Origin of the sequence: Paludifilum halophilum (assembly GCF_002245355.1) — a bacterium.
Lineage (GTDB): Bacteria > Bacillota > Bacilli > Thermoactinomycetales > DSM-45169 > Paludifilum > Paludifilum halophilum.
The window spans coordinates 100,084-126,350 of sequence record NZ_NOWF01000002.1; the positions used below are offsets into that span (position 1 = coordinate 100,084).

Sequence of the window (26,267 nt, forward strand, 5' to 3'; positions counted from 1 at the left end):
CATCGGAGGAAGGATATCTCATGATTCGCTATCTCACCGTTGGATGCGGCGGTTTGCTGATTAGTCTCGGAGTGAATCTGTTTCTCACTCCTCACCGCCTATTGGACGGAGGCATTCTCGGCTTGGCCTTAATCCTGCGATATCTGTGGGGGGTTAAGATGAGCCTGTCCATCGTTTTACTCAGCTTTCCCCTGTTTTTGATCGTCTGGTCCTACGATCGAAAGCTCCTTTTCAACAGTTGTTACGGGATGTTGGTCTCTTCTCTTCTGATTGACGGGTTGTCTCCCTTGCGGGGATTCGTGCAGACCCCGATGCTTTCCAGCGCTCTGCTGGGCGGTTTATTGGTGGGAAGCGGGGTTGGCATCATGCTGCGGCAGCGCACCAGCACCGGAGGAACCGATCTGATCGCCCAATACATCGCTGAAAAACTGAACTGGAACACCGGTGTTCTTATCTTCCTCATCGATGCCCTGATCATTGCCCTTGGTAGCTTGATCCTGGAACCGGTCCGTCTGTTTCACACCTTCCTGGTCATTATCGCTGTCGGTTTCACCACTTCCCTATGGATTCAAGGAGTGGAGAGCCGTGCCCCTTCATAAATACAAAAACAGGAAGCCCGGCCAATTAGGGCTTCCTGTTTTGATCCTTATCTTCGCCGGAATGCGCTTCCGGCTTTTTTTCCTCATCCCCTAAGATTCCCCGGGTCGATTCCTTAAACTCGGAAATCGTACGACCAAAGGCGCGCCCCATCTGCGGCAATCGGCTCGGACCAAATAAAATGAGAGCGACGAGGAAAATGATGACCAGACCCGGAATACCAATCGTACTCAAACTCATCTCCCCTTAAATCCCCGGACAGCTACAACGGAGGAACGGGGTTTGTCCTTCCGCGGCCAGCGGCTGGTCGGTGAGGCCGGATCCTCCGATCCTTCCCCCGGGTGTTGTACCGCGAAAAACAGTGTCTTCTCATCCGGAGTAAACCAAGGACCTGTCATCTCGCACCCGACCGGCCCGGAGGCGAATTGAAACGCTTGACCCCGATTCTTACCTGCAGTGGGAATCATAAAGGCACCATTGTTTTTAAAGGTTTCATAAACACCTTCCTGATTCAACTGACTCGAGGAAATATCACAGAACACCCAGAGGTTTCCTTGTCGATCGAAATGAAGATTGTCGGGGCAGGCAAAGCCGGTCTGCGGACCGCCGACGGCAAAAACCTCGAAACTGAACTCCAGGGAACCCGCATCATTTCCGTCCTCTATGAAACGAAGGATCTGTCCGTAGTAATTCCCGTGACTTTTGTTATTGGTCAGAGCCAGGTAGACGGAATCGTCGGCGGGATGGACTTCAACATCCTCCGGACGATCCAGAGGAGTCGCCCCGACCATTTTGGCCGCTTCCCGGGTACGAACCATCACATCGCCCTGGGATCGGAAATTTTCCTTTAATTCCGGGGATTTCTCCCGATCGAGAGGGAGCCATTTTCCCTTTTCCAAATCCGCGGCATACAGAGTCCCCTTTTCTAAAAGCTTGCTGTTTAGCTTCCCGTTCTCCCGTCGGTATACCCCGTCACTGATATATTTATAGAAGTGCTGATTCCCGGCATCGTCCCCCATATAAACGACGAGGCGACCGTCAGCGGACAGTGTCATCGCTGTATTTTCATGAGAGAAACGGCCGAGAGCGGTATGTTTTTTCGGCTTCGATTCGGGTTGGAAAGGATCCACTTCCACGACCCAGCCGTAATGGGTCAGATCCCGCCCCCAGCGTTTCGCATCGGAATCGAAATTTTCTTCACAGCTGAGCACGGTATCCCACAGGGTGCGCCCCCCGGAACAGTTAGCGAATGTACCTTTCACTTCCGCCGCTCGATTCACCGCCGCGTCCCCTTTCGCTGGACCGGTCAGGTCAATCATCGTATTGGCGGTAATGCGACGAGTGTATCGGGAGGACTTGTCCAGCGTCCATTTCCCCTTTTCCTTCCGAACCTCGATGACACTGCCTCCCAGATTGTATTGTTCGATTTCATGCTTTTTCGTCTCGGAGGTATGCGGAGGATAAAGAAAGATCCTGCCTGAACCCGTATATTCGTGATTGACCCAGAGAAGGCCGTGTTCCGAGGACTCATCGATGGGAAAATAAACAGTCAAATCACAGTTAAATCCGAAAGTTTCCCCGCTCCCGATATCGTCTTCCCAGGCTGCGACCACATCGTACTCGAACCCCCGGGGAAGAACCAACTCATCCTTGGAGGAAGGACGAATCGGCTGAAAAGGAACCTTTCCTCCCCCTTTCATCCTTCCCTTCTCGACATTCTTCTTGGCCTTTCCTGCCGCTTCCGCCACATGGTTAACTCCGGTGGCGGATCCGACCAACGCGGCGGTCCCGACCCCCATATAAGTCATAAATTGTCGCCGTGTCACTTTATCCATCCCCTCAATCTCCTTCCTGGTCCTGGCCTTTCATTCACTTTGAATGTAATCCTTTACTATTAACCAAATTTTAATTTCGATATAAGTTTCAGTGAAACCAGTTATCGACTGCCCTTGACAAAATTCCTGAAAAAACAGGTATAATAAAGAGTCTGAGTATAAACAGTCCAGAAAATATAAAATGTTTCGTCGAATTTTGGCATCATCGGCTGAACATTGAGCGGACAACTCGGTAGAGAGGATGGCCACGCAATGCTAACCAGCTTCTATAACCGTTTGATGCGAAAAGTAAAGCGGATCAAAAGCGACATGAAAGATCGGGTCTACACAGTGAACGGGGAAAGCCCCGCCGATACGGACCGGCCCCCGCTTCCCGGCTCCCAGGGCGAACACACCCTGCAGAAAGCCGACGGAACTGAAAAACGAGCGCTCAACTTCTACAACTATCAAATGTTGGACCGTTTGAATACAGTCATGCAGGAGTATATTGCCCGCATGGAAATGGTTTTTATCTCCACCGCCGACTCCAAAGGAGAATGCGACTGTTCCTTCCGGGCCGGTTCTCCCGGTTTTGTTCAGGTATTGGATGACCGTCACCTGATCTATCCGGAATACCGAGGGAACGGAGTGATGGCCAGTCTGGGCAATATTCTGGAAAACGACCATATCGGACTCCTGTTCGTTGATTTCTTTGAAACAGCGGTGGGACTACATGTCAATGGAAAAGCACGAATCGCCGAAAACGAAGAGCTCCTCAGTCAACCCGACCTTCCCCATACCCTTCGCAGGGAGATAGAGGTCCAAGGAGGAAAAAAGCCTGAGCGATGGGTCCTGATCCAAGTCGAGGAAGCGTATATCCACTGCTCCAAACACATTCCCCTTTTGTCCAAACAAAGCAAATCCATCGACTGGGGCACCGATAATACCGCGAAAAAGGGAGGGGACTTTTTTAAGGCAAAACATGAAGAACGCCCTTGGTCTCCTAAACTGGAATCCACTCGCTGATCACCAAACAAACACGAAATAGACACTCCCGCCGAGCGGCTCTGAACCTCAAGACAGGTCAGAGCCGCTTCCTCCATTGAGGAAACAAAAAAAGCGCCCCGTGAAAAACGGGTGCGCTGTGAATCCTCAGTCGTCGGACTGGGCCGCCTCTCTTTCGCTTCGGGCAATATTGCGTTTATGCTGCGCTTCGGTTCGGGCGAAATAATGTCTTCCACTGCCATCTTTTCGGGTGACATAAAAAAGGTAATCATGTTCCTCCGGTTCCAGGACGGCCTGGAGCGCATCCTTGCCGGGATTGGCGATCGGTCCGGGAGGTAAACCTTGAATTCGGTACGTGTTATAGGGACTCTTCACTTTTAAATCTTTAAAGTAGACACGTTCCTTCTGTTCCCCAAGAGCATACAGCACTGTGGCATCCACTTGCAACTTTTTCCCTATTTCTAACCGGTTATCAATCACACCGGCGATCCGCGGCAACTCGTCCCGGACCAGACCCTCCCGTTCCACAATGGACGCGATGGTCACCCATTCATTGACAGTCAAATTCCGCTCCTTCAATTTTTCTTTTACATCGTTCTTTTGAAGCCGCTTTTGAAACTGACCCAGCATCTTGTCCACCAGTACTTCCGGACGTGTCCCCTTTGGTACGTTATAGGTGGTCGGATAGAGATACCCTTCCAGGCGATATCTTCTCTTACTGTCAACGGGTATTTTCTTGGCAAAGGGGTATTGGGAATAAGTCTGGCGGTTGACCGCCCGCAGGAATTCCTTTCGGTCTACGCCCTTTTTTTCCAACCGGTCCGCAATGCGTTTTACCGTAAATCCTTCCGGCACCGTCAGCCGCATGACATTTTCCTTTCCTTCGGAAAGAATATCCAGGATGTCCTTGGCGCTTGAATCCCGAGGAATAACGTAAACCCCCGCTTTCAGCCCCTTTGCCTTCCCGTGCAGAAAGCCGTAAGTAGCGAATAAAAACTGATTATGGATCAGATCTTTTTGTTCCAGCAACCGGCCCACTTCCAAAATAGACGAACCCGACGCAACTTCCAACTCCACCGGCTCATCGGAAGTCGGTGCCGTTAACATGTGATTCATATACCAATAGCCTCCCACCGAAAAACCGGAAAAAAGGAGGAGAATCAATAAAAGACGAAACAGCCATTTCATGGATGATTTTCCCTCTCTTGGTGCTTTTCATGCGTTAGAGTCGTATGATCCGCCGGGTTGGTATACACACACGACCCGCAGATCGCAGCACCTGATTTGGCTCGTTGATTATAAAACGAGAACCCGGGATTTTTCGTTTCAATACACCCATCCGATTACACGACATAGATATCATCCTCCGCTGTTTTGGGCCCGGGTCTTCTTGCTTTTTTCGATATTGGCCCGATGCTCATCATAACTCTCCGCAAAATAGTGCTCACCGGAACCGTCTTTTTTCGTCACATAATAAAGATAATGATGCCGATCCGGGTTTAAGGCGGCTTTCAGCGCCGTCTCCCCGGGATTGGAGATCGAACTGGGAGGAAGTCCCTTGTGAAGATAGGTATTGTAGGGACTTTGTCGCTTCAGATCCTTGTAAAGAAGGCGACCCTTCGGCTCCCCCAGGGCATATTGGATACTAGCGTCCACTTGAAGCTTCATTCCCTTGTTCAACCGGTTATAGATCACCCCGGCGATCTTAGGAAACTCTCCCTTCGCCTGCCCCTCCCTTTCTACAAGGGAAGCCACTATCACCCAATCATCCAGACTGATGTTTTTCTTCTTAAGTTGGGCCAGGCCCCCTTGTTCCTTCAGACGCTGTTCAAACTGGCCCAGCATCATATTGACAATGTACTTGGCATCGGCATTTTTGGGGACATTGTATGTGGCGGGAAATAAATACCCCTCCAGACGATGTCGGCGATCTTTTTCTTTCGGGATCTTCTCCAAAAAGTCATAATCGTAATCAACGGTGTCCACAGCTCTGATAAAATCCGATTTACTGATTTTCCCCTGTTTAGCAACGGTTTCAGCGATCTGTTCCACGGTATACCCTTCCGGGATGGTCAATCTGTATGTATTTTGTCGACCCTGGGTGATCATGGCCAAAATACCGTCGATGTCCATTCCCGGAGGAACTTCATACACTCCGGCTTTCAACCCTTTAGCCTTTCCAGTCAAAAAAGAATAGATTGTAAAAAGCCAGTCATTTCGAACCAAGTTGTGCTCCTTCAACATATGGCCGATATCCATGGTGGAATCGCCTTTTTTGATCTCAAGTTGCACAGGAGCCGTGCGCTTGGGAGAACCGAGAGAATGTTCGAAGTAAAAATAACCGAGAACCGACCAGGCTGCAAGCAAGACCAGAGTAAAAAAGATTCGCATCAGCCATCTCATCCGACGTGCTCCTTCTACTGCGGGTTTCGCCTTCTTCATGTTATCATATGTGCATAAAAAAATAACGGGGAAACCCCCCGTGTTTCGTCATGTTTCGTCAAAATAGAGCATTTCGTCTATGGCCTCGGCAACTTGGTCCCATTCGGTGTCATCTTCAATATGTTCGATACGGCAGTTTTCTCCGGCACCCGTCACACGGAACACGTAAGCTTCCGGCTCCGTCACATCCGCCGCTTGTAAAACGGCATAATGCTTTCCGCCTAAATCCAACTCCCTAAGAATCCGGTAGCGGGTGTCGCGGTCGACGCCCTCCTCGTCCACAAGGATGATTTCCGCCCCCAGCTCCCGCTCAAGACGATCTAATTGTTTCGCCAACCGCTGATCCCGCTCCATCATCAACCCTCCGTTTTGTCTGCTTCGTCCATCTCCGTTTCCAGTGTTTGCAGAACCTCTTCAATCATATCCCATTCGCTTTCTTCCTCGATCGGAATGAGTGTGATATTTTCCCCTTCCTCTTCGTAGCGAAAAGGATAAACCTCCTGCTCGTAGACTTCCTCCCCGTCCCCTTCCGGAATGTTCTCCAGAGGGGTTAATAGGATATATTTCTGACCTTGATCCTGTTCGAAAGTATACAGAACCTCAAAGGTCTCCTGTTCCCCTTCGTCGTTACTGATTGTAATCGTTTCACGTGTAGATTGATCCTGTTCAGCCATCTGTATTCCTCCTTTGTGCATCCAGATATCCTTGCAGAATCCAGGATGCCGCCATCTGATCGACAACCCTTCGCCGCTTTTTACGGCTCATATCCGCGGCGATCAGAGTCCGTTCCACCGCGACTGTAGACAGACGCTCATCCCAGAGTATCACAGGAAGATCAAAACGCTTCCGAATTTCTTCGGATAAAGCTTGACATGCTTTTCCACGGTCCCCGACGGAGCCGTCCATATTGCGGGGGAAGCCAATCACAATCGAATCCACTTCATATTTCTCGATCAGCTCTTCCAAACGGTCCATCCAATGGGAGTCCGTTCCGCGGGGGATCATCTCGATCCCCTGAGCGGTCCAGCCCATGGGGTCGCTGACGGCCACTCCGATCCTTTTTTCCCCTGCATCCAGTCCGATTACGCGCATCGCTTCAACTCCTGCCCCCGGTTTCCCGTTCGTTCCCGGCCGTGCTTAGGGCGTAACTCAAACACACCTTAATCGCGTTTTGAATCCAGAAATGTTCTCACCAGTTCCTCCAGCAATTCGTCCCGTTCGCACTTTCGAATGAGAGCGCGTGCATTATTGTGCCGTGGAATATAAGCAGGGTCTCCTGACTGGAGGTACCCGACCAGTTGATTGATCGGGTTGTACCCTTTTTCTTTCAGGGCATCACAGACAGTGAAAAGCACTTTCCGGGGACTGATTTCCTGCTCCTCTCCGCGAAAATTGAACTTCATCGTCTTATCCGAGGTCATGGTAAACACCTCTTTTCTATCTTTTGACCACTCTTTTCAACATCATTCGCTCTAGAAGGAATCATTCCCTCTATTTGTGGAATGACCGCGTGATTACTGACTCGCCCCTTGATTCTTTACCGTTTCAAAAACGGACTGAAGCGCTTCTTCCAGCTTCTCTGGTTTTTTACCGCCGGCCTGAGCCATGTCGGGACGGCCCCCTCCTCCTCCTCCGCAACGGGAAGCGGCCTCTTTAACCAGTTTACCGGCATGTAGCCCTTTTTGAACATATGACTCGGAAACACTGGCTACCAGTTGAACTTTTTCACCATGAGCCGTACCGAGAACAATCACCCCTTCCGGAATCCGGTTCTTGAGATCATCCATCATCCGGCGCAGACTGTCCATATCCGGTGCATCCACCTGGGTGGCCAACACGGGAATTCCATCGACTTCTTCCACCTGTTCCGCCAAGCTCTGTCCTTCCAAGCGATTAATTCTGGAACGGAGGGAATCATTTTCCCGGGCAAGATCCTTGATCCGGGATTGCAACCCGTCAATGCGTTCCGCCACTTCAGCGGGTCGCGTTTTTAAACGGTCGGCAATCCCTTGTAAGAGGTCGAGCTGCTCCTCTAAATAGCGGTAAGCGTGCCTTCCGGTAACCGCTTCAATACGGCGAATCCCGGATCCGATCCCGCTTTCGCCGACGATTTTAAACAAGCCGATTTCACTGGTTTGGTGAACATGGGTACCTCCACACAATTCCAGACTATAGTCCCCGATCTGTACCACCCGGACATAATCGCTGTATTTCTCCCCGAAAAGAGCCATGGCTCCCATAGCCTTCGCTTCCGCCAAGGGTTTTACAAAGGTTTCCACTTCCGGATTGGACCAGATTTGGTGGTTGACCTTTTCCTCCACCTCCCGCTTCTGTTCCTCCGTCAGCGGTTCAATATGGGTAAAGTCAAAGCGGAGGCGTTCCGGCGCCACCAAAGAACCCGCCTGGTTGGCATGATCTCCGATCACTTCCTTCAACGCTTTATGCAGGAGGTGGGTCGCCGTGTGGTTTTTAACCACATCCTCCCGGATGGACTTGTCGATGAAGGCTTTCGCTTCATCTCCCTTGCGAATACTGCCCTCCTCCACTTTAACCGTATGGACATGTTCCCCCCGCGGTCCTTTTTGAACATCCTGTACCCGCAACTCTCCTCGGGGGGTTGTGATCGTCCCCCGGTCCGCTACCTGTCCGCCGCTTTCCGCATAAAAAGGGGTCTCTTCCAGCAGAAGCAGGCAGGTTTCACCTTCACTCACCATATCGACCGGCTGATCTTGGTGAACCAAGGCGGCGATACGGGTATCGACGCTCCATGTAGTATACCCGACAAAACGGGTTTCTACGCCGAGGTCAGCAAGAGCTCCCCCTTGAACTTTCATACTGTCGACTTCCTGCCGGGCCCCCCGTGCTCGCTCCCGCTGTCGGGCCATAGCTTGATCAAATCCTTGCCGGTCCACAGTCAAACCGTTTTCTTTGGCAAAATCCTCCGTCAGATCCAGAGGAAACCCATAGGTATCATAAAGCGTAAATGCATCCTGACCGGGGATTCGCTCCCGGCCTTCCGCCTTGAGTCGGTTGACCAGTTCCTCCAAGATGGAAAGCCCTTCGGACAACGTTTCCAAAAAGCGTTCCTCTTCCCCTTGAATCACCTTTTGAATAAAATTTTTTCTCTGAGCCGGCTCCGGATAGAATTCCTTCATGATATCCGCCACCACTCCGGTCAGCCGATACAGAAATGCCCGTTCAATCCCCAGGATTTGAGCGTAACGGACGGCCCGACGCAACAGCCGTCGCAGAACATAGCCCCGTCCTTCGTTGGAAGGAACAACCCCGTCGCCGATGGCGAAGACAAGCGTACGGACGTGATCAGCGATCACTTTCAAGGCGATATCGGTCTCCCGGTCTTCCCCGTAACGAACGCCCGCTTCCTTACAGGTCGCCTCGATGATCGGCCGGAACAAGTCCGTATCAAAGTTGGTCGCCACATCCTGCATCACCGACGCCATTCGTTCCAGGCCCATCCCGGTATCGATGTTCTTTTCAGGCAAGGGTGTGTAGGAACCGTCGGGATTGTGATTATACTGCGAGAAAACCAGATTCCAGATTTCCAGGTAGCGCTCGTTTTCCCCTCCGGGATAACATTCCGGATCGGAGGGATCGCAGAGGTGTTTTCCGCGGTCGTAAAAAATCTCCGTGTTGGGCCCGCTGGGTCCCTCGCCGATATCCCAGAAGTTCTCCTCCAATTTGATAATCCGGTCTTCGGGGATTCCGACCTGCTCGTGCCAGATACGATAAGCTTCATCATCTTCCGGATGAACCGTCACCGAGAGGCGCTCCGGGTTCATCCCCATCCAATCGGGATGAGTCAGAAACTCCCAGGCCCAAAGGATCGCCTCCTCCTTGAAATAATCCCCGATGGAGAAGTTGCCCAACATCTCGAAAAAAGTCTGGTGCCGGGCGGTATAGCCTACATTTTCAATATCGTTGGTGCGAATCGACTTTTGAGCATTCACAATACGCGGGTTATCCGGTTTGACCCGCCCGTCGAAATACTTTTTCAGGGTGGCCACCCCGCTGTTAATCCACAATAGCGTGGGGTCATCCACCGGGACCAGCGAGGCACTCGGCTCGATCCGGTGTCCCTTTCCTTTGAAAAAATCCAAGTACTTTTGCCGTATCTCGTTTCCTTTCACACTGATCCTCCCCTTATCGGTCACTTTTCCTTCCAAACAAAAAACCCTTCCTTGCCCCTTCCAGGGACGAGAAAGGTTCCCGCGGTACCACCCCAGTTACCCTTCGCTAACCGTAAATCCGGTCGGCCGAAGGGTCACTTCGTCTGCATAACGGGGACATTCCCCGGCGGGCTCTTCACCCGCACTCAGAAACTGGCTTTCCACCGGCTGTATCCGTGAAAGGCCTTTCAGCCCGGGGGCCTGACTCTCTGTCGGGAGCCGGTGTACTTCGGTTTCCTCATCGTGTTTTTTTATGGGGACAATCGGTTTTCTTCGGTATTCGTTATTATACTACGAATCCGGCAGGGTTTAAACCTTTGGTTGCCACGGTTAGGTCTTCCGGATGTAATGACGTAGTGCGTGTTCCATAATCACCTTGGCTGCTGCAAAAAAGGGCACTGCCAGGATCAACCCCAGGATCCCGCCCAGTTCGCCTCCGACCAACAGCGCAAAAATGATGAACAGAGGATGCATATGCAGGGTTCGACCGACGATCTGAGGCGATAATATATTTCCCTCCACGACTTGAACCACCATGTTAACCAGAATCACCGCAATCACCATCTGCTTGGAAATCGACAAAGCGACCAAAACAGCAGGGATGGCTCCGAAAAAGGGTCCCAGATACGGAATGACATTGAATATACCGACCAGAGCGGCAAGGAGAAAAGCATAGGGCAGACCGATGATCAAATAGCCGATATAAGCTAAAATCCCGACCGCGAGACAGACCAAAAGCTGCCCCCGTATATAGTTGCCCAGTGCTTCATCCACATCCCGAAACATACGGAGCACTTCTTTGCGGCGTCTGACGGGCAATAGAGTGATCAATGTTTTCTCGATCACATGAACATCTTTCAGCATGTAAAAAGCCAGAAAAGGAACGATGACTGCCACAAAAAGCTGATTTAAAGTGGACCCCAATGTACTCATCAAGTTCCCGACTCCGTCGGTCACCGTTGTCTCCATCCGGTCCAATGATTTCTCGATACCCTCCCGGACACTCGGCGGCAAGGAGTCCTTGTTGTCGTTATACTGTTCGATCCAGGATTGAACTCGTTCGTTCCACTGCGGAAAATGTTCGGATAGTTCCTCCAGTTGGGTGTGAAACAGCGGAACCAAATTAATCAAAACAATAGTGATCGCAGTGATGAAAAGCGTATAAATCAGCAAAACGGCGAGGGATCGAGGTACGGAATGGTTGCTCAGCAAAGTAACGATGGGATTGAGCAGGTACGAGATAATCACAGCCACTAAAAACGGACCCAGAACCGCTTTAAAAAATAAAAACAACGTTCGTAGCAGCGGTTCGATCTGAACCAGTAAGAACAGAATTCCCAAGAGAATGAGGATCAACAATGCCCCGCTCAGCAGCCTATTTTGCGTCAGCCGCTCCATCGATCCCACCTCCCCCGGGAGCTTGTCACTGTCAGTATATGTACGTTGAACGACCTTTAGCCGATAAAAATCAATTTTTGCAGAGTTCTCATCTTGACAGACTTGACATTCGGTAAGCATAATTTACGATACTTGAACTTTTTTAAACCAATTATTTGTAATCGTTTCCCTTTTTATTTTGAAACGACAGTGATCCTTGGAGGGGCCATATGAACCGGGTAGTTACCATCGCCTGTCGTTGCGGAAATGTATTTCTGATTTCCGAAGACCTCTATTTTCACAAACCGGAATATCATCTTTGTCCATCATGCAAAAGACCCATTCAACAACCCGAATGAAACAACCCATTCCCCGGGCCGGAGCCCGGGAAATGGGTCTTGGGGAAATGGGTACGGCTTTCGGAAATCAAACGGGTCAGCGCACCAAGCGGCGGATCAATCTCCGTCCAAAAGCCATGGAAGCGATACGACCCAAAGTCAAGTGGAGTCCGGCTTTCCTCATCCACCGCGGCTGTTTGATCCGCCCTGCGGCTCTCCCGGCCATCAACCGGTTCAGCCAAGTTCGGGTCCCGCGGCGGTTGCGGCTTAGCAGCCAAGCGACGGCGGAACCGACAAGCAGCAGGATGGAAACGGTCGATCTTCGTTTCAAGGGCATTTCCCCCTTCACAGATATCACATGGATATCGAATCGCGGCCTTGATCCAAAAACAGATCGTCTAAAGAACTCAGGCTGCCATCTTCCTCCACTTGATACACGGAGGATATATGGCCGTCGGAGGTAATCGACAGCTCAATAAAACAACCCCAGCAGTAATACTGGTTGGTACCTACTTTACCCAAGTCATGGGTGTTACAGTTGGGACAGCGAAGCATCGTCTCTTCCCTACCTTTATCTGACGTCCTGGATGAACTCTCCCTCGGAAGGAGCGATCAGCACATCTTCCCCCCAGTTCAACGGAGAAAGCGGGTGGTACACTTTCCGACCCTGTCGCAGATCATTAAAAAATCCTTCGGAGAGCTCGTACCCCATCAGGATTCCCATTTTTTCCATGAAATAGACGTCTTCGACCATCCCCAACTCCCGACCGTCGGACATCATGACCGGACGTCCCTTCAATCTCCGGCGGCCGGTTAACAAACCAGTCCATCGGCTTTGTTCGTCATTCAGGGAAAGGACGTCTTCTTCGCTGTCCAGGATAATGGCATCTTCACCCATGGATCGAATCCGTTCGTACGGAACATACCGCCCGCGCCGCACCCATCCCCCATTTTCCAGCAAGACGCCGCGAAAGCGCTGCCGGTCGTCAAACAGGAGGTCACGTACTCTGCCCAACTGTTTGCCCGTCTTAACATGAATCACCGGAAGGCCGATCAGGTCCTGTGACTTGCGCAAGGAACATCACTCCTTCCGCTTCCCTTAGTATGGGCTTCGTATCGTCCTCCATCCTGGGGGATCCTTACCATTCAGCCTGGATCAGGTCCACCAGTTGACTATTGCGTTCCTCCCGTTCCTTCCTTTTCATTCCGAATTCCAGCGCTTCCTCTTCACCACAAAGGATCAGATAGGACTGGCTTCGGGTAATCCCGGTATAGATCAGATTTTTCTGCAGCATCCGGCGATACGCCATCAACAAAGGAAAAATGACGATCGCGAACTCAGAGCCCTGGGCCTTATGTACGGAACAGGCGTAGGCCAAGGATATCTGATTCAGTTGATTCCGTTTATAGGGTACCTCCCGGCGATCGAACTGTACCCAGAGAACCGGCTCGTCCTTGTGAGCATCCTCATCGATCGCGACGATTTGCCCCATGTCGCCGTTGTATATCGGATGTTCGGTATGGTTGACCAACTGCAATACTTTATCCTTCAGCCGAAAAGTCGTTTCGCCGAAGGAGATCTCTTTTTGATCCGGTCGGGAAGGATTAACCGCCTTCTGAATCTCCTCATTGATCCGATGTACCCCGGCAGGCCCTTTATAGATCGGTGCCAGCACTTGTATGTCAAACAGGGTATACCCCCGATTCAATGCGTTGGTCACCGTCTGAAGAATAACACTGATTGCTTGATCCCGCTTACAGGAGAAAAAACGGCGGTCGGTTTTCGGTTCTTTCAAGTCCTGCGGCAGTTCTCCGCTTTTCAGAGAATGGGCCAATTGAATTATGGAAGAACCTTCTTCCTGGCGAAAGATATTGGTCAATTCCACTCTCGGAATCGACTTCACTTGAAGCAGATGATGAAGCACCTTACCCGGCCCGACAGAGGGCAGTTGATCGTCATCACCCACCAGGATCACCTGCATTCCTCTGGGTACTGCCCGAAACAGCTGATTGGCCAGCCAGATGTCCAACATGGATACCTCATCCACGATCAGAAGCGATCCCTCGATCGGATGGTCCGTATCCCGTTCGAAAAAATCCCCTTTCCATCCCAGCAAACGGTGAATCGTCGTTGCCGGCATGCCCGTCGCCTCGGACATCCGTTTGGCCGCTCGCCCGGTCGGTGCCGCCAGGCGAATGGGATACGGTTTTTCCGATGCTTCGTAAGCCGCCGGATCCAGGGAACACTCATTCAGTTTGGCAAAAAGGTGACAAATTCCCTGGATAACTGTCGTTTTTCCCGTTCCCGGTCCCCCGGTCAAAATCATCACCGGGGAATCGATGGCCTTCGTCATCGCTTCCCGCTGCCGTTCGGCATAAGCCACCTGAAGCTCTTCCTCCACTTCCCCCACCGCTTTGTACAGCTCGTGAGCGGGAGTCGGGTCCACTTCCCAATCCAACCATTGCCTTACGCGGACCGCTACACCGTATTCCGCGTAATAAAGGGAAGGAAGGTAATACTTTCCGTGATCCTCGATTAAACGTTCCTCCAAAACCATCTGTTCCAGATATTCCTCCCGCTGATCGCTGGGGAAAAGATCCTCAGACTCGGTTTGAAGCAGGGCATTCACCTGTTGATGAAGCTCCTCCGCTGTCACGTAAACGTGCCCCTGAGACAGAGAAGCCTCCCGCACAGCAAATAAAGCCGCCGCTTGATACCGTTCCGGTGCATCCGGCTCAATTCCCGATTTTCTCGCGATTTCATCGGCTCGCCGAAATCCGACTCCCTCCACTTCATCGATTAATCGATAAGGGTTTTCCCGGATCACATCCATCGTCGCATCCTTGTACGCTTGGACCACTTTCAAGGCGATCGCCGGTCCCAAGCCGAACTGATACAAAAAGACCATGGCCTGTTCCAAGGCTCGATGTTCTTGCAAGCTGTCGGCGATCGTCTGAGCCCGCGCCTCGTTGACTCCCGGCACTTCCGCCAGCAGCCCGGGATCCCGCGATGCTTTCCATAGCGCATCGGGCCCCAGGTGATCCACGATTTTCTCCGCCGTTTTCTTTCCTACGCCGGGGAAGAGACCGCTGGAAAGATATTTGGCCACCGCTTCCCGGGACCGGGGCAACTCTTTTTTCACATGATGGACTCGGTATTGTTTCCCATAGCGGGGATGCTCCTTCCACTCCCCATAACAGACCACCCATTCGTCGGGGTGGGGGCGCAACATATTCCCCACCACCACCACTTCATCCGTATCCAGGGTCTCGCTGGACTCCGACACCTGCATCAGAAAAACACCGAACTGGTTTTCTTCGTTATAAAAAATCTCCTGAACGAAGGACCCTTTTAAATAACCTTCGTCAAAGAGGTTCAGACCGGGTTGTTCCATCTGCTAAGCACCTCTACCGATCCTGTGTTCTCCTCTCAGTATAGACGCAAATGAAAATCAACGCCAGATGAAACCACCGTCATCGGAAAAATCCTCCCCTGAAAGCTGTCGAGGCTCCTCTCCAACACACTTATCCCGCGATTTTTAAAAATACGGGCCCAATCATTTGACAACAGAACTTGAACGTAATAATATATTTTTACGAAACATATCAGTTGTATGGAGTGTCTTGATGAGCAATGAATCCATTCAGGAAACTTACCGCGTGGAATCCCTCGACCAGGCGGCGGCTCTTCTCAACCCCCTTCGGGGGGAAATTCTGACCCGATTGCAGGATCCGGCTTCCGCGGCAGAGGTGGCTCGGGAGCTGGGAGAAGCTCCCCAACGAATCAATTACCATCTGAAGGCGCTGGAGAAGGTGGGATTGGTCCAACGGGTAAAGAACCGACGGGTTAAAAACCTGGTTGAAGTTCTCTACCGTTCGGTGGCTCGTTCCTTTCTTCTGGCAGACACGTTGGGGATGAGCCCCCAATCACTGCAACGCCTGAAAGATCAAAGCTCCCTGGCGCATCTGATCCGGATCGCTGAGTCGGTAAAAACCGATGCTGTCCGCCTGATGGAACGCTCCGACGCCGATGAGAAAATCCCCAGCGCCACCCTGCAAACGGAGATCTCACTCCACAATGAGGAAGAACGTCAATCCTTCGTCGAGGAGTATGTGGAACTCGTGCAACAGCTTGCAGCTAAATACCGCGGGAAAGCTCCCCGAGAGGAGAGCGCTTCCTATCGATTGACACTGGCCGTTTATCCCCAACCCGGAAAGGATGATTCAAATGAGCCGTAAACAGAACCGTGTGATCTCTTGGAAACCTTCATCCGATGTCGGCCCGGAAAAGAAGTCCGGTTCATCCGACGTCGAACCGGTCGTCTCCGTCTGGACCGTGGAACCGAAACCGGGAGACAAACCCCTTCGAATCACCCAAGTATCTTCCGGATTCCCACGCACAAAAGCCGGGTATCAAAAGCCGACCATGGGATTGGCCGCCTAGAAGCATAGTGAAAAAGTCCCCTGTTCGGGAGGGTGGGGTTCCACACGGAGTGCCTTTGGCTCATCAGAACAACGAAACGGAGTGTGGACCCCACCCCGACCCACCAAGGACGTGTTCATCACCTGATGATAAAGGAGTGTCCCCAGAGATGAATTTGGTACCTACCGTCATCGAACAGACCCACCGGGGAGAACGATCCTATGATATCTACTCCCGCCTTCTCAAAGACCGGATTATTTTCCTCGGCGGTTCCCTGGATGATTCCATCGCCAATGCCGTCATCGCCCAAATGCTTTTTCTCGCCTCCGACGATCCCGATAAGGATATCCATCTTTATATCAACTCCCCCGGCGGATCCACCACGGCAGGGATGGCGATCTATGATACGATGCAACACGTTCGCCCTGACATTTCCACCATCTGTGTCGGTATGGCCGCTTCCATGGGTGCCGTCCTCCTGGCCTCCGGCGCTCCCGGTAAGCGCTTGGCCCTGCCCAACGCCGAAGTGATGATTCATCAACCCTGGGGCGGGACCCAGGGGCAAGCCTCGGATATTCAGATCCGGGCCAAATGGATGTTGAAGACAAAAGCGACCATCAACCGGATTCTGGCGGATCGCACCGGCCAGCCCCTGCGCAAAGTAGAGGAAGATTCCGATCGGGATTTTTTCCTGTCGGCATCGGAGGCCAAAGACTATGGGTTGATCGATCAAGTGGTGGCCAACCAATAAAAAAACCGGCTTGCTGCCGGTCATGGGACGCCCTTTAACGGGCGTCTTTTTTATCGTTTTGTCAAAAGACAGATGGAAAAGCTTATCCGGCCTTTGGTTCAGCCTCCGGATCAGAGAACCCATCCGATACGACTGACAAGTCCTTCTCCATTGCCGTTTCCATTTCTTCGTGGGTGATCATCCTCAGCTCCGCCATCCGTTTTAACACGAGATTTCGTCGTTGAAGCGCTTTTTCCGGGTTTTTAATCGGCGAATAGAGTTCCGGAGATTTAGGAAGTGCCGCCAGCATGGCGGCTTCGCTCAAACTGATCGTTTTCTGCCTTCCATGGTGGGCACGGATCGTTTTTCCGAAATAGAGGTGGGCCGCTTTCTCAATCCCGTACTCTCCGTGGCCGAAGTAAATGTTATTCAGATAGATCCCCAGAATTTCCGCCTTGGAATAACGACGCTCAAGGTTGATTGCGATGATCATTTCTTTCAACTTGCGGTTCATCGTTTTTTCATGGGTCAAAAACCCGTTTCGCGCTAGTTGCATGGTGATCGTACTCCCGCCCTGAACCATCTTCCCCGCTCGGAGATCCACCAATAAGGCCCGTACCAATGAGAGAGGGTCGATTCCGAAATGAGACGAAAAACGGTGATCTTCGATGGCGATAAAAGCTTGCCGGACATAATCCGGCATATCGCGGACAGCCACATACTCCTCATCCTCGGTTGTCAATAATGGACCCTTCCCGGGGAGGGAATCCGGTTGTCGCGGCGACAGTGCTTTTCTTTCACTCATCAGAGCATTACCGGCAGAAATGACGGCAACTCCGCCCGTAACAAACAATAAGGATAAGACCATAAAGAGTGCAAAAAACGGTTTTAATCGGACGATCAACCTCTTTTTATCCATAGCGCCCGGCGGCCGGTTTGTTCCCCTGTCGACAGAGAACTTCGTTTTGTTCATGACACCTTAACACCTCCTTTCAACGGGGGTGATTGATCGCCAGCGTTTCATATTCGTCAGGAAACTTACTTTATACAATAAAGCATCTCCCGCGTTCTTTCCATGGAAAAACATTTACAGATCCTTTCTTTTTTGTAAGATGATTTTTCATTACAAAAAGCCTGGGCTAACAGAGGCCCAGGCCTAAATATCCAGGAGAAACGGTTTATAAGCCCTTTCCAGGATCAATTTTTATTTTTGAAACCTCTTCACCACGTCCGCTATGGTCCGGGCGGCTTCCTGCACTTGCTCCTCAGTGTTCCCCTGTCCGAAACTGAATCGGATAGCCGAACGGGTCTCTTCCTCGGGAAGACGCATCGCCTGGAGAACATGGGAAGTCTCCAGTGTGCCGGAAGTACAAGCGGAGCCGCTGGCACAGGCGATTCCTTCGATATCCAGGTTCATCAACATTACTTCCGTTTCCGTTCCGGGGAAACTCAGGTTGAGAATATGGGGCAACACATCCTGGGACGGGCTGTTCACCGTAAAACAGACACCGGATATTTTCAACCCTTCCAATAGAGCGTTCCGACAGCGGACAGCCTGCTCCCGGTGTTCTTTGCGTGCCGTGTTGACGATCTCCGCAGCTTCGCCGAAACCGACAATTCCCGGAACATTTTCCGTCCCAGCCCGACGCCGCTTCTCTTGGACCCCGCCGTACATCTGCGGGAACAGGACAACATCCCGGTTCATATAGAGCGCTCCCGCCCCTTTGGGACCGTTAATCTTGTGACTGGATACGGTCAACAGGTCGACGGGCAGCTTTTGCAGATCAATCGCTTCCATTCCGAAAGCTTGTACCGCGTCTGTATGAAAATAGACGCCCTTTTCCCGGGCGACACCACCCAGTTCCTGAATCGGCTGTAACGTTCCCACTTCGTTGTTTCCGTACATGATACTGACGAGACAAGTGCGTTCGTCCAAAGCATTTTCCAGGTCCTTCACATCCACCCTGCCCGCGGCATCCACCGGAAGATAAGTGACCCGAAACCCGAGCCGTTCCAAATAACCGGCGGTATCCAGGACTGCATGGTGTTCTACCCGGGAGACGATAATATGATCCTTATCCCGTTCCCGGGCCGCCAGAGCCACTCCGGTCAATGCCAAATTATCCGCTTCCGTACCGCCGCTGGTAAACACCAGCCTGCCGGGATCAGCGTTCAGACTCCGGGCTACCTGATCCCGCGCCCGATCCAGAGCATGGCGGACCACCCGGCCGAACCTGTGAACGCTGGAAGGGTTTCCAAACTGTTGGTCCAGGTAAGGGTGCATCGCTTCCCTCACCCGGGGATGAATGGGTGTTGTTGCCGCATGATCCAAATAGATGGCCATTTTCTTCACCTGCAATCAGATATAGAACATGTATGCATCTTGATTCCCTTTTGTAGAGTAGTTATTCAAATCCTCCAGTGTGGTGTGATCCAGCACCTCGGCGATGGAATCCCGGATTCGCCGCCACAGCTCCCGGCGGCCGGGATCGTCCTCTTCTGTAAACTCAACCGGACTGATCGGCCCCTCCAACACGCGTATCACATCACCGGCGGTAACCTCCTCCGGGGAACGGGACAACTTATATCCGCCATAAGCCCCCCGTACGCTCCGGACCAGTCCCGCGTTTCTCAGCGGTGCGATCAACTGTTCCAGATAGTGTTCGGACAAGTTGTGCCGCTCGGCGATGCTTTTCAGCGATGTCGGTTTATCCCCGTATCTTGCCGCTAAATCCATCATGATGGTAAGACCGTAACGTCCTTTGGTTGATATTTTCAACAGGAACACCTCTTCCCAGCCACTGATCAATCTGTCTTTCCCAAAATTGTATCGAAGTTTGCATCATGGGTCCAATCGATACGGAAAATAACAGGGTACCGATAAAAACCGGTCCGCCCAGGAGCCACCCCATGATCAGCACACTGATCTCCATCACTGCCCGAACCCTGCGGATCGGTTGACTCAGACGTTCCGACAGGACGATGACCAGACCGTCCCTCGGTCCTGCGCCCAATCGGGGGGCGATATAGAGACCGTTTCCGATGCCCATCACCAACAATCCAACCAAGAGCAATACAATTTTCGCCCAGATCGGATCCGGGGTCGGAATCCAACCCGCACCCAGTAAAAGGTCGACAAAAAAACCGACCAGGATCATGTTGAGAACGGCTCCAGGTCCGGGAAGCTTCTTGCTCAACAACGATGCCAGAGAAACCAGAATGAAGCCGACGATCTGCAACCACATCCCCACTGTCAAAGGGGAGATATTGGCCAAACCCATGTGAAATACATCCCAGGGAGCCAGCCCCATCTCCGCTTGAATCATCATGACAATCCCCAGCGCCATCACCCAGATGCCCACCATAAAGGCTCCCCAACGAATCATCCAATCGCGCCAGAGCCGGTTTCTCCTTTTCTGATCCACTCCTGCTCTTCTCTCTAAGCTTTCCTCTGTCTGCAAGGTTCAACCCTTCTTTTTTTCCAGGTGCGCGACTGCGTGAATGGTCGCCGAAAATAGTGTAACACACGGATTTCTCACCGAAAATATTCCACCGAGCCCGAATGCCTGTTCATGAAAAAACCCCCGCAGATGCGAGAGTCCTCCGCCTTCCGACTTCCGACAGAGTTTACCGGTGTTGCAAGGCACTGACGGCATCCACCAGACCGAAGCCGGATTCGGCATCATAGCCCTTTTTGTAGATATCTTCAGCGGATTGCTGGATGATCGCTTTCACTTGAGAGGGTTTCAACTCGTTTTTACCGTGCTTGGCGATAATCACACCGGCGACGCCGGCCACTTTCGGAGCGGCCATCGATGTACCCGCTTTCCAACCGTAGGTGTGGCCGATCACCTCACCGTTTTCATCCAATTGCGGAACGGTACTCAGACAGAGGTACGTATCGTCCCTCCCGGTTCCGGTCTCCGGATCGTAGTCGGGACCCAAATCACCTCCCGGCGCCATCACGTCAATTTTTCCGACCCCGTAATTAGAATAAAACGCCCGTTCTTTGCCCTTGTTTCCAGCAGAAACCCGGATCAACAGATTGCTGGCGGGATCCCGTTTCGTGGCTCCATTCTCGTCAAACAGGTAGCGGCTGAGGGGACCCGGACGGGTGATATCCGCATCAGCGTTCCCTGCGGAACCGACTACGGTCACCCCGTTCTGGTGAGCGTAAGCAATCGCTTTTTTAAATAAGTTGATTTCAGCGGTGATATCGCTGGTTTTCCTTTCTTCATCCTGCAAAAGCTCATAACTGCCCAAACTCATGTTGATCACGTCGTAATCCTGGTCCGCTGCATAATGGATCGCCTCGGCAATTGTCGAAACGGCGGCTCCTCCGCTCTCGGGGAATACCTTGAGTCCGGCGATACCGAGTTCGGGACCGACTCCCAATACCTTGCCGTTGGCGGCGATGGAACCGGCGACATGGGTACCGTGCCCATGGACATCCTGAGCGGATTCACCGGGAACAAAGGATTTCGCATCCACGATATTTTCCTTTAAATCGGGATGCTCACGATCAATCCCTGTATCGATCACCGCTACAACGACATCCTTGGTGCCTTTTCCCCGGGGTTGATCAAAGCTTTCCCCGTTTCGGGTCACCTGTTGGATATCCCACTGGTATTGTTCATAGAGCGGATGATCCGTCTTTCCCTGAAACGCTTGCGATTCGGCGGTCTCTTGAACGACTTTCAGTTCCCGGCCTGCGTCGGACACTTTTTTGTATTCCCGGATCCGCTTTAAAAACCGGGGATCGTCGGAAGATGCTTTTATATAAGACAGGTCCGGATTTGTTTTTACAACCGAACCCCCGGCCTCCTCCACCCAGGAGCGAGCCTGATCCGGCAAGCCGTTCCCCTTGAAATTGATGATGTAAGCGGTGTTTTCCCCGGCCTGTGCTGTTACCGTTCCCTCGGGCAGTGAAAATGCCAACACCATCGCCGCCGCTGAAATCATCACCAGTGCTTTTTTCATAAAAAACCTCCTGGAAGAAAAAATGAGTGAACCCTTATACTATTTTGTAAAACGGATAAAAACTCCTGCATGGACATCCCGATTTTTCATCAACCGATGGAAGAAAAACCGGTAACCATCGACCCCTATAAAGAGCGATCAGACAGACTCTGACGCATCTGTTACAATGGGGAGAAAGGATTTAATTTGGAACGGAAACGAAAAGGAGATGCAACATGAACCTTTTTGACTACGGGCAAGAACAGGAAAAGGAAAAAAAAGGGCCGCTGGCGGCCCGGATGCGCCCCCGAACACTGGATCAGATCACCGGACAATCCCATATTCTCGGAAAAGGGAAGCTCCTGCGCCGCTCCATCGAGGCGGATCAACTCTCTTCCATTATTCTGTACGGTCCTCCGGGAACCGGGAAAACGACACTGGCTAAAGTGATCGCCGGGAGCACCCAGGCGCATTTCGAACAGCTGAATGCGGTCACGGCGGGAGTATCGGACATCCGCCGCTTAACCAAGGAGGCCAAGGAGCGACTCGGGATGTACGGTCAGCGCACTCTCCTGTTTATCGACGAAATTCATCGGTTTAATAAATCGCAACAGGATGCGTTGCTTCCCTATGTAGAGGATGGAACGATCATCCTGATCGGGGCGACGACGGAGAATCCTTCCTTCGAGGTGAACTCCGCCCTTCTCTCCCGCTCTCGGCTGTTCCAACTTCATCCCCTGTCGGAAGAGGAGTTGAAACAGCTGGCCCGCAGGGCCCTGGATGACCGGGAACGGGGATTGGGGGAATACCGTACCCGGATCGAGGAAGAAGCTTTGGAACATGTCGTCCGTATGGCCGGAGGCGACGCCCGCAATGTCTTAAACGCCCTGGAATTGGCGGTGGTGACGACACCTCCCGACGCGGAGGGGGTCCGTCGGATCACAGTGGATGTCGCGGAAGAATCGATTCAACGGAAGGTGATCCGCTACGATAAAAGCGGAGACAACCATTACGATACCATCTCCGCCTTTATCAAGTCGATGCGGGGCTCCGACCCCGACGCGGCCCTTTATTACCTGGCCAAAATGATCCGTGCGGGTGAAGATCCCCGCTTTATCGCTCGCCGCGTAACCATCCACGCGGCGGAGGATGTGGGTATGGCCGATCCCCGTGCCCTTCTGATCGCCTCCTCCGCCGCCCAGGCGGTGGAATATATCGGTCTGCCGGAAGCGCAAATCCCGCTTGCCCAAGCGGTTATCTACATTGCGACTGCTCCGAAGAGCAACGCCGTCATCCAGGGAATCAATCAAGCGATGAGCGCCGTTGATAAGGAGGCCCGGGGGGATGTTCCGCCTCACCTGAGGGACACCCACTTCCGAGGAGCCCGGGAACAGGGGCGGGGGAGAGGATATCTCTACCCCCACGACTATCCCCGCGGATATGTCGATCAACAGTACCTCCCCGACGAGCACCGAGGCAAAACCTTCTACCATCCGACGGATATCGGTTACGAGAAAAAACTGAAGGAATTCATCTCCTGGGTGAAGGGAGATAAATAATCAAAACATCCCTGGATCGACGAGTTCTTTAAACCGGTCGAGCCGGGGATGTTTCCATTCAAAGTCAAACCGCAAAGCTCACGGTTTCATCGCATAAAAAAACCGTACCCTGTTTTCCCAGGTTACGGTTGACGGCTTTGCTCTTGATATTTTTCTACATATTCATATCCTTCCGCCCAGCTCGAGATCCGGGGCAAAGAGTAAGCAACATCCCGGTTATAAGCGGCATCCATGATCACCGTGGGAATCCCGGAAGCTACCAATTTATCCAAGTGTTGAGGGGCGTCCTCAAAAAACAGATCGACACCGACCTTCCGGGCGACACGGGCTTTATCTTGTGCCCCCATGACCAGATTGGTTCCATCGTAGGGAAATCCGTGTTTGTTAAGCCACTCCTCCGTAACGCGCAAAATCCGCTTCATCCCCGGTCGGGCTGTAATAAACACAATCCGGTGTCCTTCTTCCTTCAGCCTTTGCAGGGTAGCGGCGGCATTTTTCATCGGAACCGCCAAGGTGTAAATTTGGGGTTCCAGCTTCCGCCACAACGTCCTCCCCTCTTTTCGCGTCAACCCGAAGGCTTTATCCAAGTGAAATTCCTTGATGTCTTCACAGCGCACCGTCCGATCCAGCTCATCGTTAAAACATCGGACCGCAGCCTCCTGGGTATGCTTGATGGTTCCATCGATGTCCACACCGATGATCATGTTTTCCTCCCCGCTTCCATCCTCAGTATGTCATTGTCATTTATGTTTCCACAAGCGCTTTCATGTTAAAACTCAAAAGATCATTCAAAAATAAAAGAGCCCCGTTATGCCGTGGCTCTCCTCAGTTTTGAACCTGCTCTCGGCAGGTGGGTGCCCTGCACCCGTGTTAACGAGTCCCTCACGGGCATTCGCGCTCACAGGTGACCTCAGGCTCCCTTTGTAATGGTGTTGGCTCAAAACTATCGGTGGTTCACGCACATCGCAGGGCTCTCATTTGTTTTCTTATAGTACCATAAGGGAGTTCTCATGATCAAGCGAAACGTTGGATTCATTCGTTCCATTTTTTTATTTTTTTACCGAATTTTCTTTGCGTAAGGCAATATGCAGTTCATCCAGCTGACGGTCTGTTACGGGAGAAGGAGCTTCGGTCATCAGGCAGCTGGCGCTTGCGGTCTTGGGGAAAGCGATACAATCCCGGAGATTGGACCGTCCTGCCAGGAGCATAATGATCCGGTCAAGTCCAAAGGCGATTCCCCCGTGGGGAGGTGCTCCGTATTCGAAAGCTTCCAGCAGAAATCCGAATTTCTCCCGAGCCTCCTCGATCGTGAAACCGAGGGCTTCAAACATCGCCTCCTGCACTTCCCGGCGGTGGATGCGCTGACTGCCGCCCCCGATTTCGTAACCGTTCAGCACCATGTCATAGGCTTTCGCCCGCACTCGCCCGGGATCCGTTTTCAAAAGGGGGATATCCTCCTCCAGCGGACTGGTAAAAGGATGATGCTCCGCATAATAACGCCCTTCCCCTTCATCGTAGGAAAACAGAGGAAAGTCGGTCACCCAGGCGAACCGGTAAACCCCCTCAGGGATCAGGTTGAGTTCCTGAGCCAGCCGCAGGCGGAGTTCGCCCAGCACATCGGCGACTACCCGGGGCTGATCCGCTACGAAGAACAAGAGATCTCCCGTTTCCGCTCCGGTGGCTTCACGCACCCGTTCCCACTCGGCATCACTCAGGAATTTGGCGACAGGCCCTTTGTTGCCTCCTTCCCGAAGAGCCATCCAAGCCAGCCCTTTGGCTCCGAGCTCCTTGGAGACGGCTTCCCAACCATCAATCTCCTTGCGGCTCCAACCGGCCTGTCCCTTTACATTGATCGCTTTTACCTGCCCACCGGAAGCCACCGTGGAGGCAAACACTTTAAAGGAACTATCCTTTGCGATTTCCGACAGATCGACCAATTCCATGCCGAAACGCAGATCGGGGCGATCAGATCCGTATTTCTCCATCGCTTCCCGATAAGTCAGTCGGGGGAAGGGGCGGGGGACCTCTACGTCGATCGTTTCCCGGAAAATCTCCGCAATCATCTCTTCCATCATCGACAGGAAAGCTTCCGTTTCCAAAAAGGAGACCTCAATGTCGATTTGGGTGAAATCCGGCTGTCGGTCCGCCCGCAAATCTTCGTCCCGAAAACAGCGGACGATCTGGAAATAACGCTCCATTCCGGACACCATCAACAATTGCTTAAAAATCTGAGGCGATTGAGGTAAAGCATAAAATTGCCCCGGGTGTACCCGGCTCGGAACCAGATAATCCCTCGCTCCCTCCGGTGTCGACTTGGTCAACATCGGGGTCTCCACTTCGATATAGTCCCGTTGGTCCAAAAATCGGCGGGCTACCTGCATCGCCCGGTGGCGAAGCATCAGGGTGCGTTGCATTACGGGCCGGCGCAGATCGATATACCGGTATTTCAGGCGGACGGGCTCCTCTACGTCCGTATCGTCCTCGATCAGGAACGGCGGTGTCTTGGCTTCGTTCAAGATGTTCAGTTCCTCCGCCTGAATCTCGATTTCCCCGGTTTTCATCTTCGGGTTGACCGTTCCTTCGGCACGGGCAACCACCTTCCCCTTGATCGCGAGTACATATTCGCCGCGTACCCGGTCCGCGAACGCCGCCGCTTCCGCCGACACCTCCGGATTGCAGACCACCTGAACCATCCCGGATCGATCGCGCAAATCGAGAAAGATAAGGCCGCCCAGATCCCGTCTTTTTTGCACCCAGCCGTTCAATACCACCTCACGGCCGACGTCCTCTCGATCCAACTCTCCACACGGGTGTGTCCGATAATAGGTTTCCATTT

27 protein-coding genes and 1 other RNA gene are annotated in these 26,267 nt (G+C 52.3%); 6 read left to right on the forward strand and 22 right to left on the reverse strand.

Going from position 1 to position 26,267, the window contains the following annotated elements:
* Positions 1-20 precede the first annotated feature (20 nt).
* A complete protein-coding gene (locus CHM34_RS03350; protein ID WP_094263184.1) occupies positions 21-599 on the forward strand; it encodes a YitT family protein in 579 nt (192 codons plus the stop codon).
* 25 nt (positions 600-624) lie between these two features.
* Here the strand turns inward: CHM34_RS03350 and CHM34_RS03355 are convergent, their stop codons facing one another.
* On the reverse strand, positions 625-837 hold the full coding sequence (locus CHM34_RS03355) for a twin-arginine translocase TatA/TatE family subunit (protein WP_094263185.1): 213 nt from the start codon (positions 835-837) through the stop codon (positions 625-627).
* Positions 834-2,432 (reverse strand): PhoX family protein, encoded by a 1,599-nt coding sequence (locus CHM34_RS03360; RefSeq protein ID WP_094263186.1) that lies wholly within the window; start codon positions 2,430-2,432, stop codon positions 834-836. Before CHM34_RS03360 ends, CHM34_RS03355 begins: the two co-directional genes overlap by 4 nt.
* Positions 2,433-2,684: 252 nt before the next feature.
* Here CHM34_RS03360 and CHM34_RS03365 point away from each other — a divergent pair, with 252 nt between their 5' ends.
* A complete protein-coding gene (locus CHM34_RS03365; RefSeq protein WP_094263187.1) occupies positions 2,685-3,437 on the forward strand; it encodes a pyridoxamine 5'-phosphate oxidase family protein in 753 nt (250 codons plus the stop codon).
* A gap of 126 nt (positions 3,438-3,563) precedes the next feature.
* Here CHM34_RS03365 and mltG (CHM34_RS03370) read toward each other — a convergent pair whose 3' ends face one another.
* From mltG (CHM34_RS03370) to recD2, 12 genes are all read right to left on the reverse strand, one after another.
* Positions 3,564-4,604 (reverse strand): endolytic transglycosylase MltG, encoded by a 1,041-nt coding sequence (gene mltG / locus CHM34_RS03370; RefSeq protein ID WP_094263188.1) that lies wholly within the window; start codon positions 4,602-4,604, stop codon positions 3,564-3,566.
* 171 nt (positions 4,605-4,775) lie between these two features.
* On the reverse strand, positions 4,776-5,819 hold the full coding sequence (gene mltG, locus CHM34_RS03375) for an endolytic transglycosylase MltG (RefSeq protein WP_169713561.1): 1,044 nt from the start codon (positions 5,817-5,819) through the stop codon (positions 4,776-4,778).
* Positions 5,820-5,906: 87 nt separating this feature from the next.
* Positions 5,907-6,212 carry a DUF1292 domain-containing protein gene (locus tag CHM34_RS03380; RefSeq protein WP_169713562.1) on the reverse strand — a complete coding sequence of 102 codons (306 nt, stop codon included), beginning with the start codon at positions 6,210-6,212 and terminating at the stop codon, positions 5,907-5,909.
* A 2-nt stretch (positions 6,213-6,214) separates the two neighbouring features.
* Positions 6,215-6,532 (reverse strand): DUF1292 domain-containing protein, encoded by a 318-nt coding sequence (locus CHM34_RS03385; protein WP_094263191.1) that lies wholly within the window; start codon positions 6,530-6,532, stop codon positions 6,215-6,217.
* The gene (gene ruvX / locus CHM34_RS03390; RefSeq protein ID WP_094263192.1) at positions 6,525-6,950 is read right to left on the reverse strand and encodes a Holliday junction resolvase RuvX; all 426 of its coding nucleotides are present in this window, start codon (positions 6,948-6,950) and stop codon (positions 6,525-6,527) included. Before ruvX ends, CHM34_RS03385 begins: the two co-directional genes overlap by 8 nt.
* A 68-nt stretch (positions 6,951-7,018) precedes the next feature.
* Positions 7,019-7,279 carry an IreB family regulatory phosphoprotein gene (locus CHM34_RS03395; RefSeq protein ID WP_094263193.1) on the reverse strand — a complete coding sequence of 87 codons (261 nt, stop codon included), beginning with the start codon at positions 7,277-7,279 and terminating at the stop codon, positions 7,019-7,021.
* A 93-nt stretch (positions 7,280-7,372) separates the two neighbouring features.
* Positions 7,373-10,006 (reverse strand): alanine--tRNA ligase, encoded by a 2,634-nt coding sequence (gene alaS / locus CHM34_RS03400; protein WP_094263508.1) that lies wholly within the window; start codon positions 10,004-10,006, stop codon positions 7,373-7,375.
* A 369-nt stretch (positions 10,007-10,375) separates the two neighbouring features.
* Complete coding sequence (locus CHM34_RS03405; protein ID WP_094263194.1) at positions 10,376-11,443, reverse strand: AI-2E family transporter; 1,068 nt, start codon at positions 11,441-11,443, stop codon at positions 10,376-10,378.
* Between the two features lie 414 nt (positions 11,444-11,857).
* On the reverse strand, positions 11,858-12,091 hold the full coding sequence (locus tag CHM34_RS03410) for a hypothetical protein (protein WP_094263195.1): 234 nt from the start codon (positions 12,089-12,091) through the stop codon (positions 11,858-11,860).
* A gap of 23 nt (positions 12,092-12,114) precedes the next feature.
* On the reverse strand, positions 12,115-12,315 hold the full coding sequence (locus CHM34_RS03415; RefSeq protein WP_094263196.1) for a YrzR-like zinc ribbon domain: 201 nt from the start codon (positions 12,313-12,315) through the stop codon (positions 12,115-12,117).
* A 16-nt stretch (positions 12,316-12,331) separates the two neighbouring features.
* Positions 12,332-12,835 (reverse strand): PRC-barrel domain-containing protein, encoded by a 504-nt coding sequence (locus CHM34_RS03420; RefSeq protein WP_094263197.1) that lies wholly within the window; start codon positions 12,833-12,835, stop codon positions 12,332-12,334.
* 64 nt (positions 12,836-12,899) lie between these two features.
* Positions 12,900-15,155 (reverse strand): SF1B family DNA helicase RecD2, encoded by a 2,256-nt coding sequence (gene recD2 / locus CHM34_RS03425; protein ID WP_094263198.1) that lies wholly within the window; start codon positions 15,153-15,155, stop codon positions 12,900-12,902.
* Positions 15,156-15,387: 232 nt separating this feature from the next.
* Between recD2 and CHM34_RS03430 the strand changes: the two genes are divergently transcribed.
* The 3 genes from CHM34_RS03430 to clpP all read left to right on the forward strand — a co-directional run bounded on the left by CHM34_RS03430 (position 15,388) and on the right by clpP (position 16,934).
* Positions 15,388-15,999 carry an ArsR/SmtB family transcription factor gene (locus CHM34_RS03430; protein WP_094263199.1) on the forward strand — a complete coding sequence of 204 codons (612 nt, stop codon included), beginning with the start codon at positions 15,388-15,390 and terminating at the stop codon, positions 15,997-15,999.
* Complete coding sequence (locus CHM34_RS03435) at positions 15,989-16,204, forward strand: hypothetical protein (RefSeq protein WP_094263200.1); 216 nt, start codon at positions 15,989-15,991, stop codon at positions 16,202-16,204. Before CHM34_RS03430 ends, CHM34_RS03435 begins: the two co-directional genes overlap by 11 nt.
* Positions 16,205-16,352: 148 nt before the next feature.
* Positions 16,353-16,934 carry an ATP-dependent Clp endopeptidase proteolytic subunit ClpP gene (gene clpP, locus CHM34_RS03440; protein WP_094263201.1) on the forward strand — a complete coding sequence of 194 codons (582 nt, stop codon included), beginning with the start codon at positions 16,353-16,355 and terminating at the stop codon, positions 16,932-16,934.
* Positions 16,935-17,016: 82 nt separating this feature from the next.
* On the opposite strand, the gene CHM34_RS03445 is transcribed toward clpP, so the two are convergent.
* From CHM34_RS03445 to CHM34_RS03465, 5 genes are all read right to left on the reverse strand, one after another.
* A complete protein-coding gene (locus tag CHM34_RS03445) occupies positions 17,017-17,886 on the reverse strand; it encodes a transglycosylase domain-containing protein (RefSeq protein ID WP_094263202.1) in 870 nt (289 codons plus the stop codon).
* A 231-nt stretch (positions 17,887-18,117) separates the two neighbouring features.
* Positions 18,118-19,257, reverse strand: coding sequence for a cysteine desulfurase family protein (locus tag CHM34_RS03450; RefSeq protein ID WP_094263509.1), 1,140 nt, complete (start codon positions 19,255-19,257; stop codon positions 18,118-18,120).
* A 15-nt stretch (positions 19,258-19,272) separates the two neighbouring features.
* Complete coding sequence (gene cymR / locus CHM34_RS03455) at positions 19,273-19,692, reverse strand: cysteine metabolism transcriptional regulator CymR (protein ID WP_094263203.1); 420 nt, start codon at positions 19,690-19,692, stop codon at positions 19,273-19,275.
* Positions 19,622-20,374, reverse strand: a complete 753-nt coding sequence (locus tag CHM34_RS03460; protein WP_240511854.1) for a YczE/YyaS/YitT family protein — start codon at positions 20,372-20,374, stop codon at positions 19,622-19,624. Before CHM34_RS03460 ends, cymR begins: the two co-directional genes overlap by 71 nt.
* 166 nt (positions 20,375-20,540) lie before the next feature.
* Positions 20,541-21,893 (reverse strand): S8 family serine peptidase, encoded by a 1,353-nt coding sequence (locus CHM34_RS03465; RefSeq protein ID WP_094263204.1) that lies wholly within the window; start codon positions 21,891-21,893, stop codon positions 20,541-20,543.
* Between the two features lie 215 nt (positions 21,894-22,108).
* Here CHM34_RS03465 and CHM34_RS03470 point away from each other — a divergent pair, with 215 nt between their 5' ends.
* Positions 22,109-23,431, forward strand: coding sequence for an AAA family ATPase (locus CHM34_RS03470; protein WP_094263205.1), 1,323 nt, complete (start codon positions 22,109-22,111; stop codon positions 23,429-23,431).
* 122 nt (positions 23,432-23,553) lie between these two features.
* Here the strand turns inward: CHM34_RS03470 and CHM34_RS03475 are convergent, their stop codons facing one another.
* From CHM34_RS03475 to aspS, 3 genes are all read right to left on the reverse strand, one after another.
* Positions 23,554-24,135, reverse strand: a complete 582-nt coding sequence (locus CHM34_RS03475) for a 5' nucleotidase, NT5C type (protein WP_094263206.1) — start codon at positions 24,133-24,135, stop codon at positions 23,554-23,556.
* Positions 24,136-24,229: 94 nt separating this feature from the next.
* Positions 24,230-24,406: non-coding RNA, 6S RNA (gene ssrS, locus CHM34_RS03480), on the reverse strand.
* Between the two features lie 74 nt (positions 24,407-24,480).
* Positions 24,481-26,265, reverse strand: coding sequence for an aspartate--tRNA ligase (gene aspS / locus CHM34_RS03485; protein ID WP_094263207.1), 1,785 nt, complete (start codon positions 26,263-26,265; stop codon positions 24,481-24,483).
* Positions 26,266-26,267: the final 2 nt, after the last annotated feature.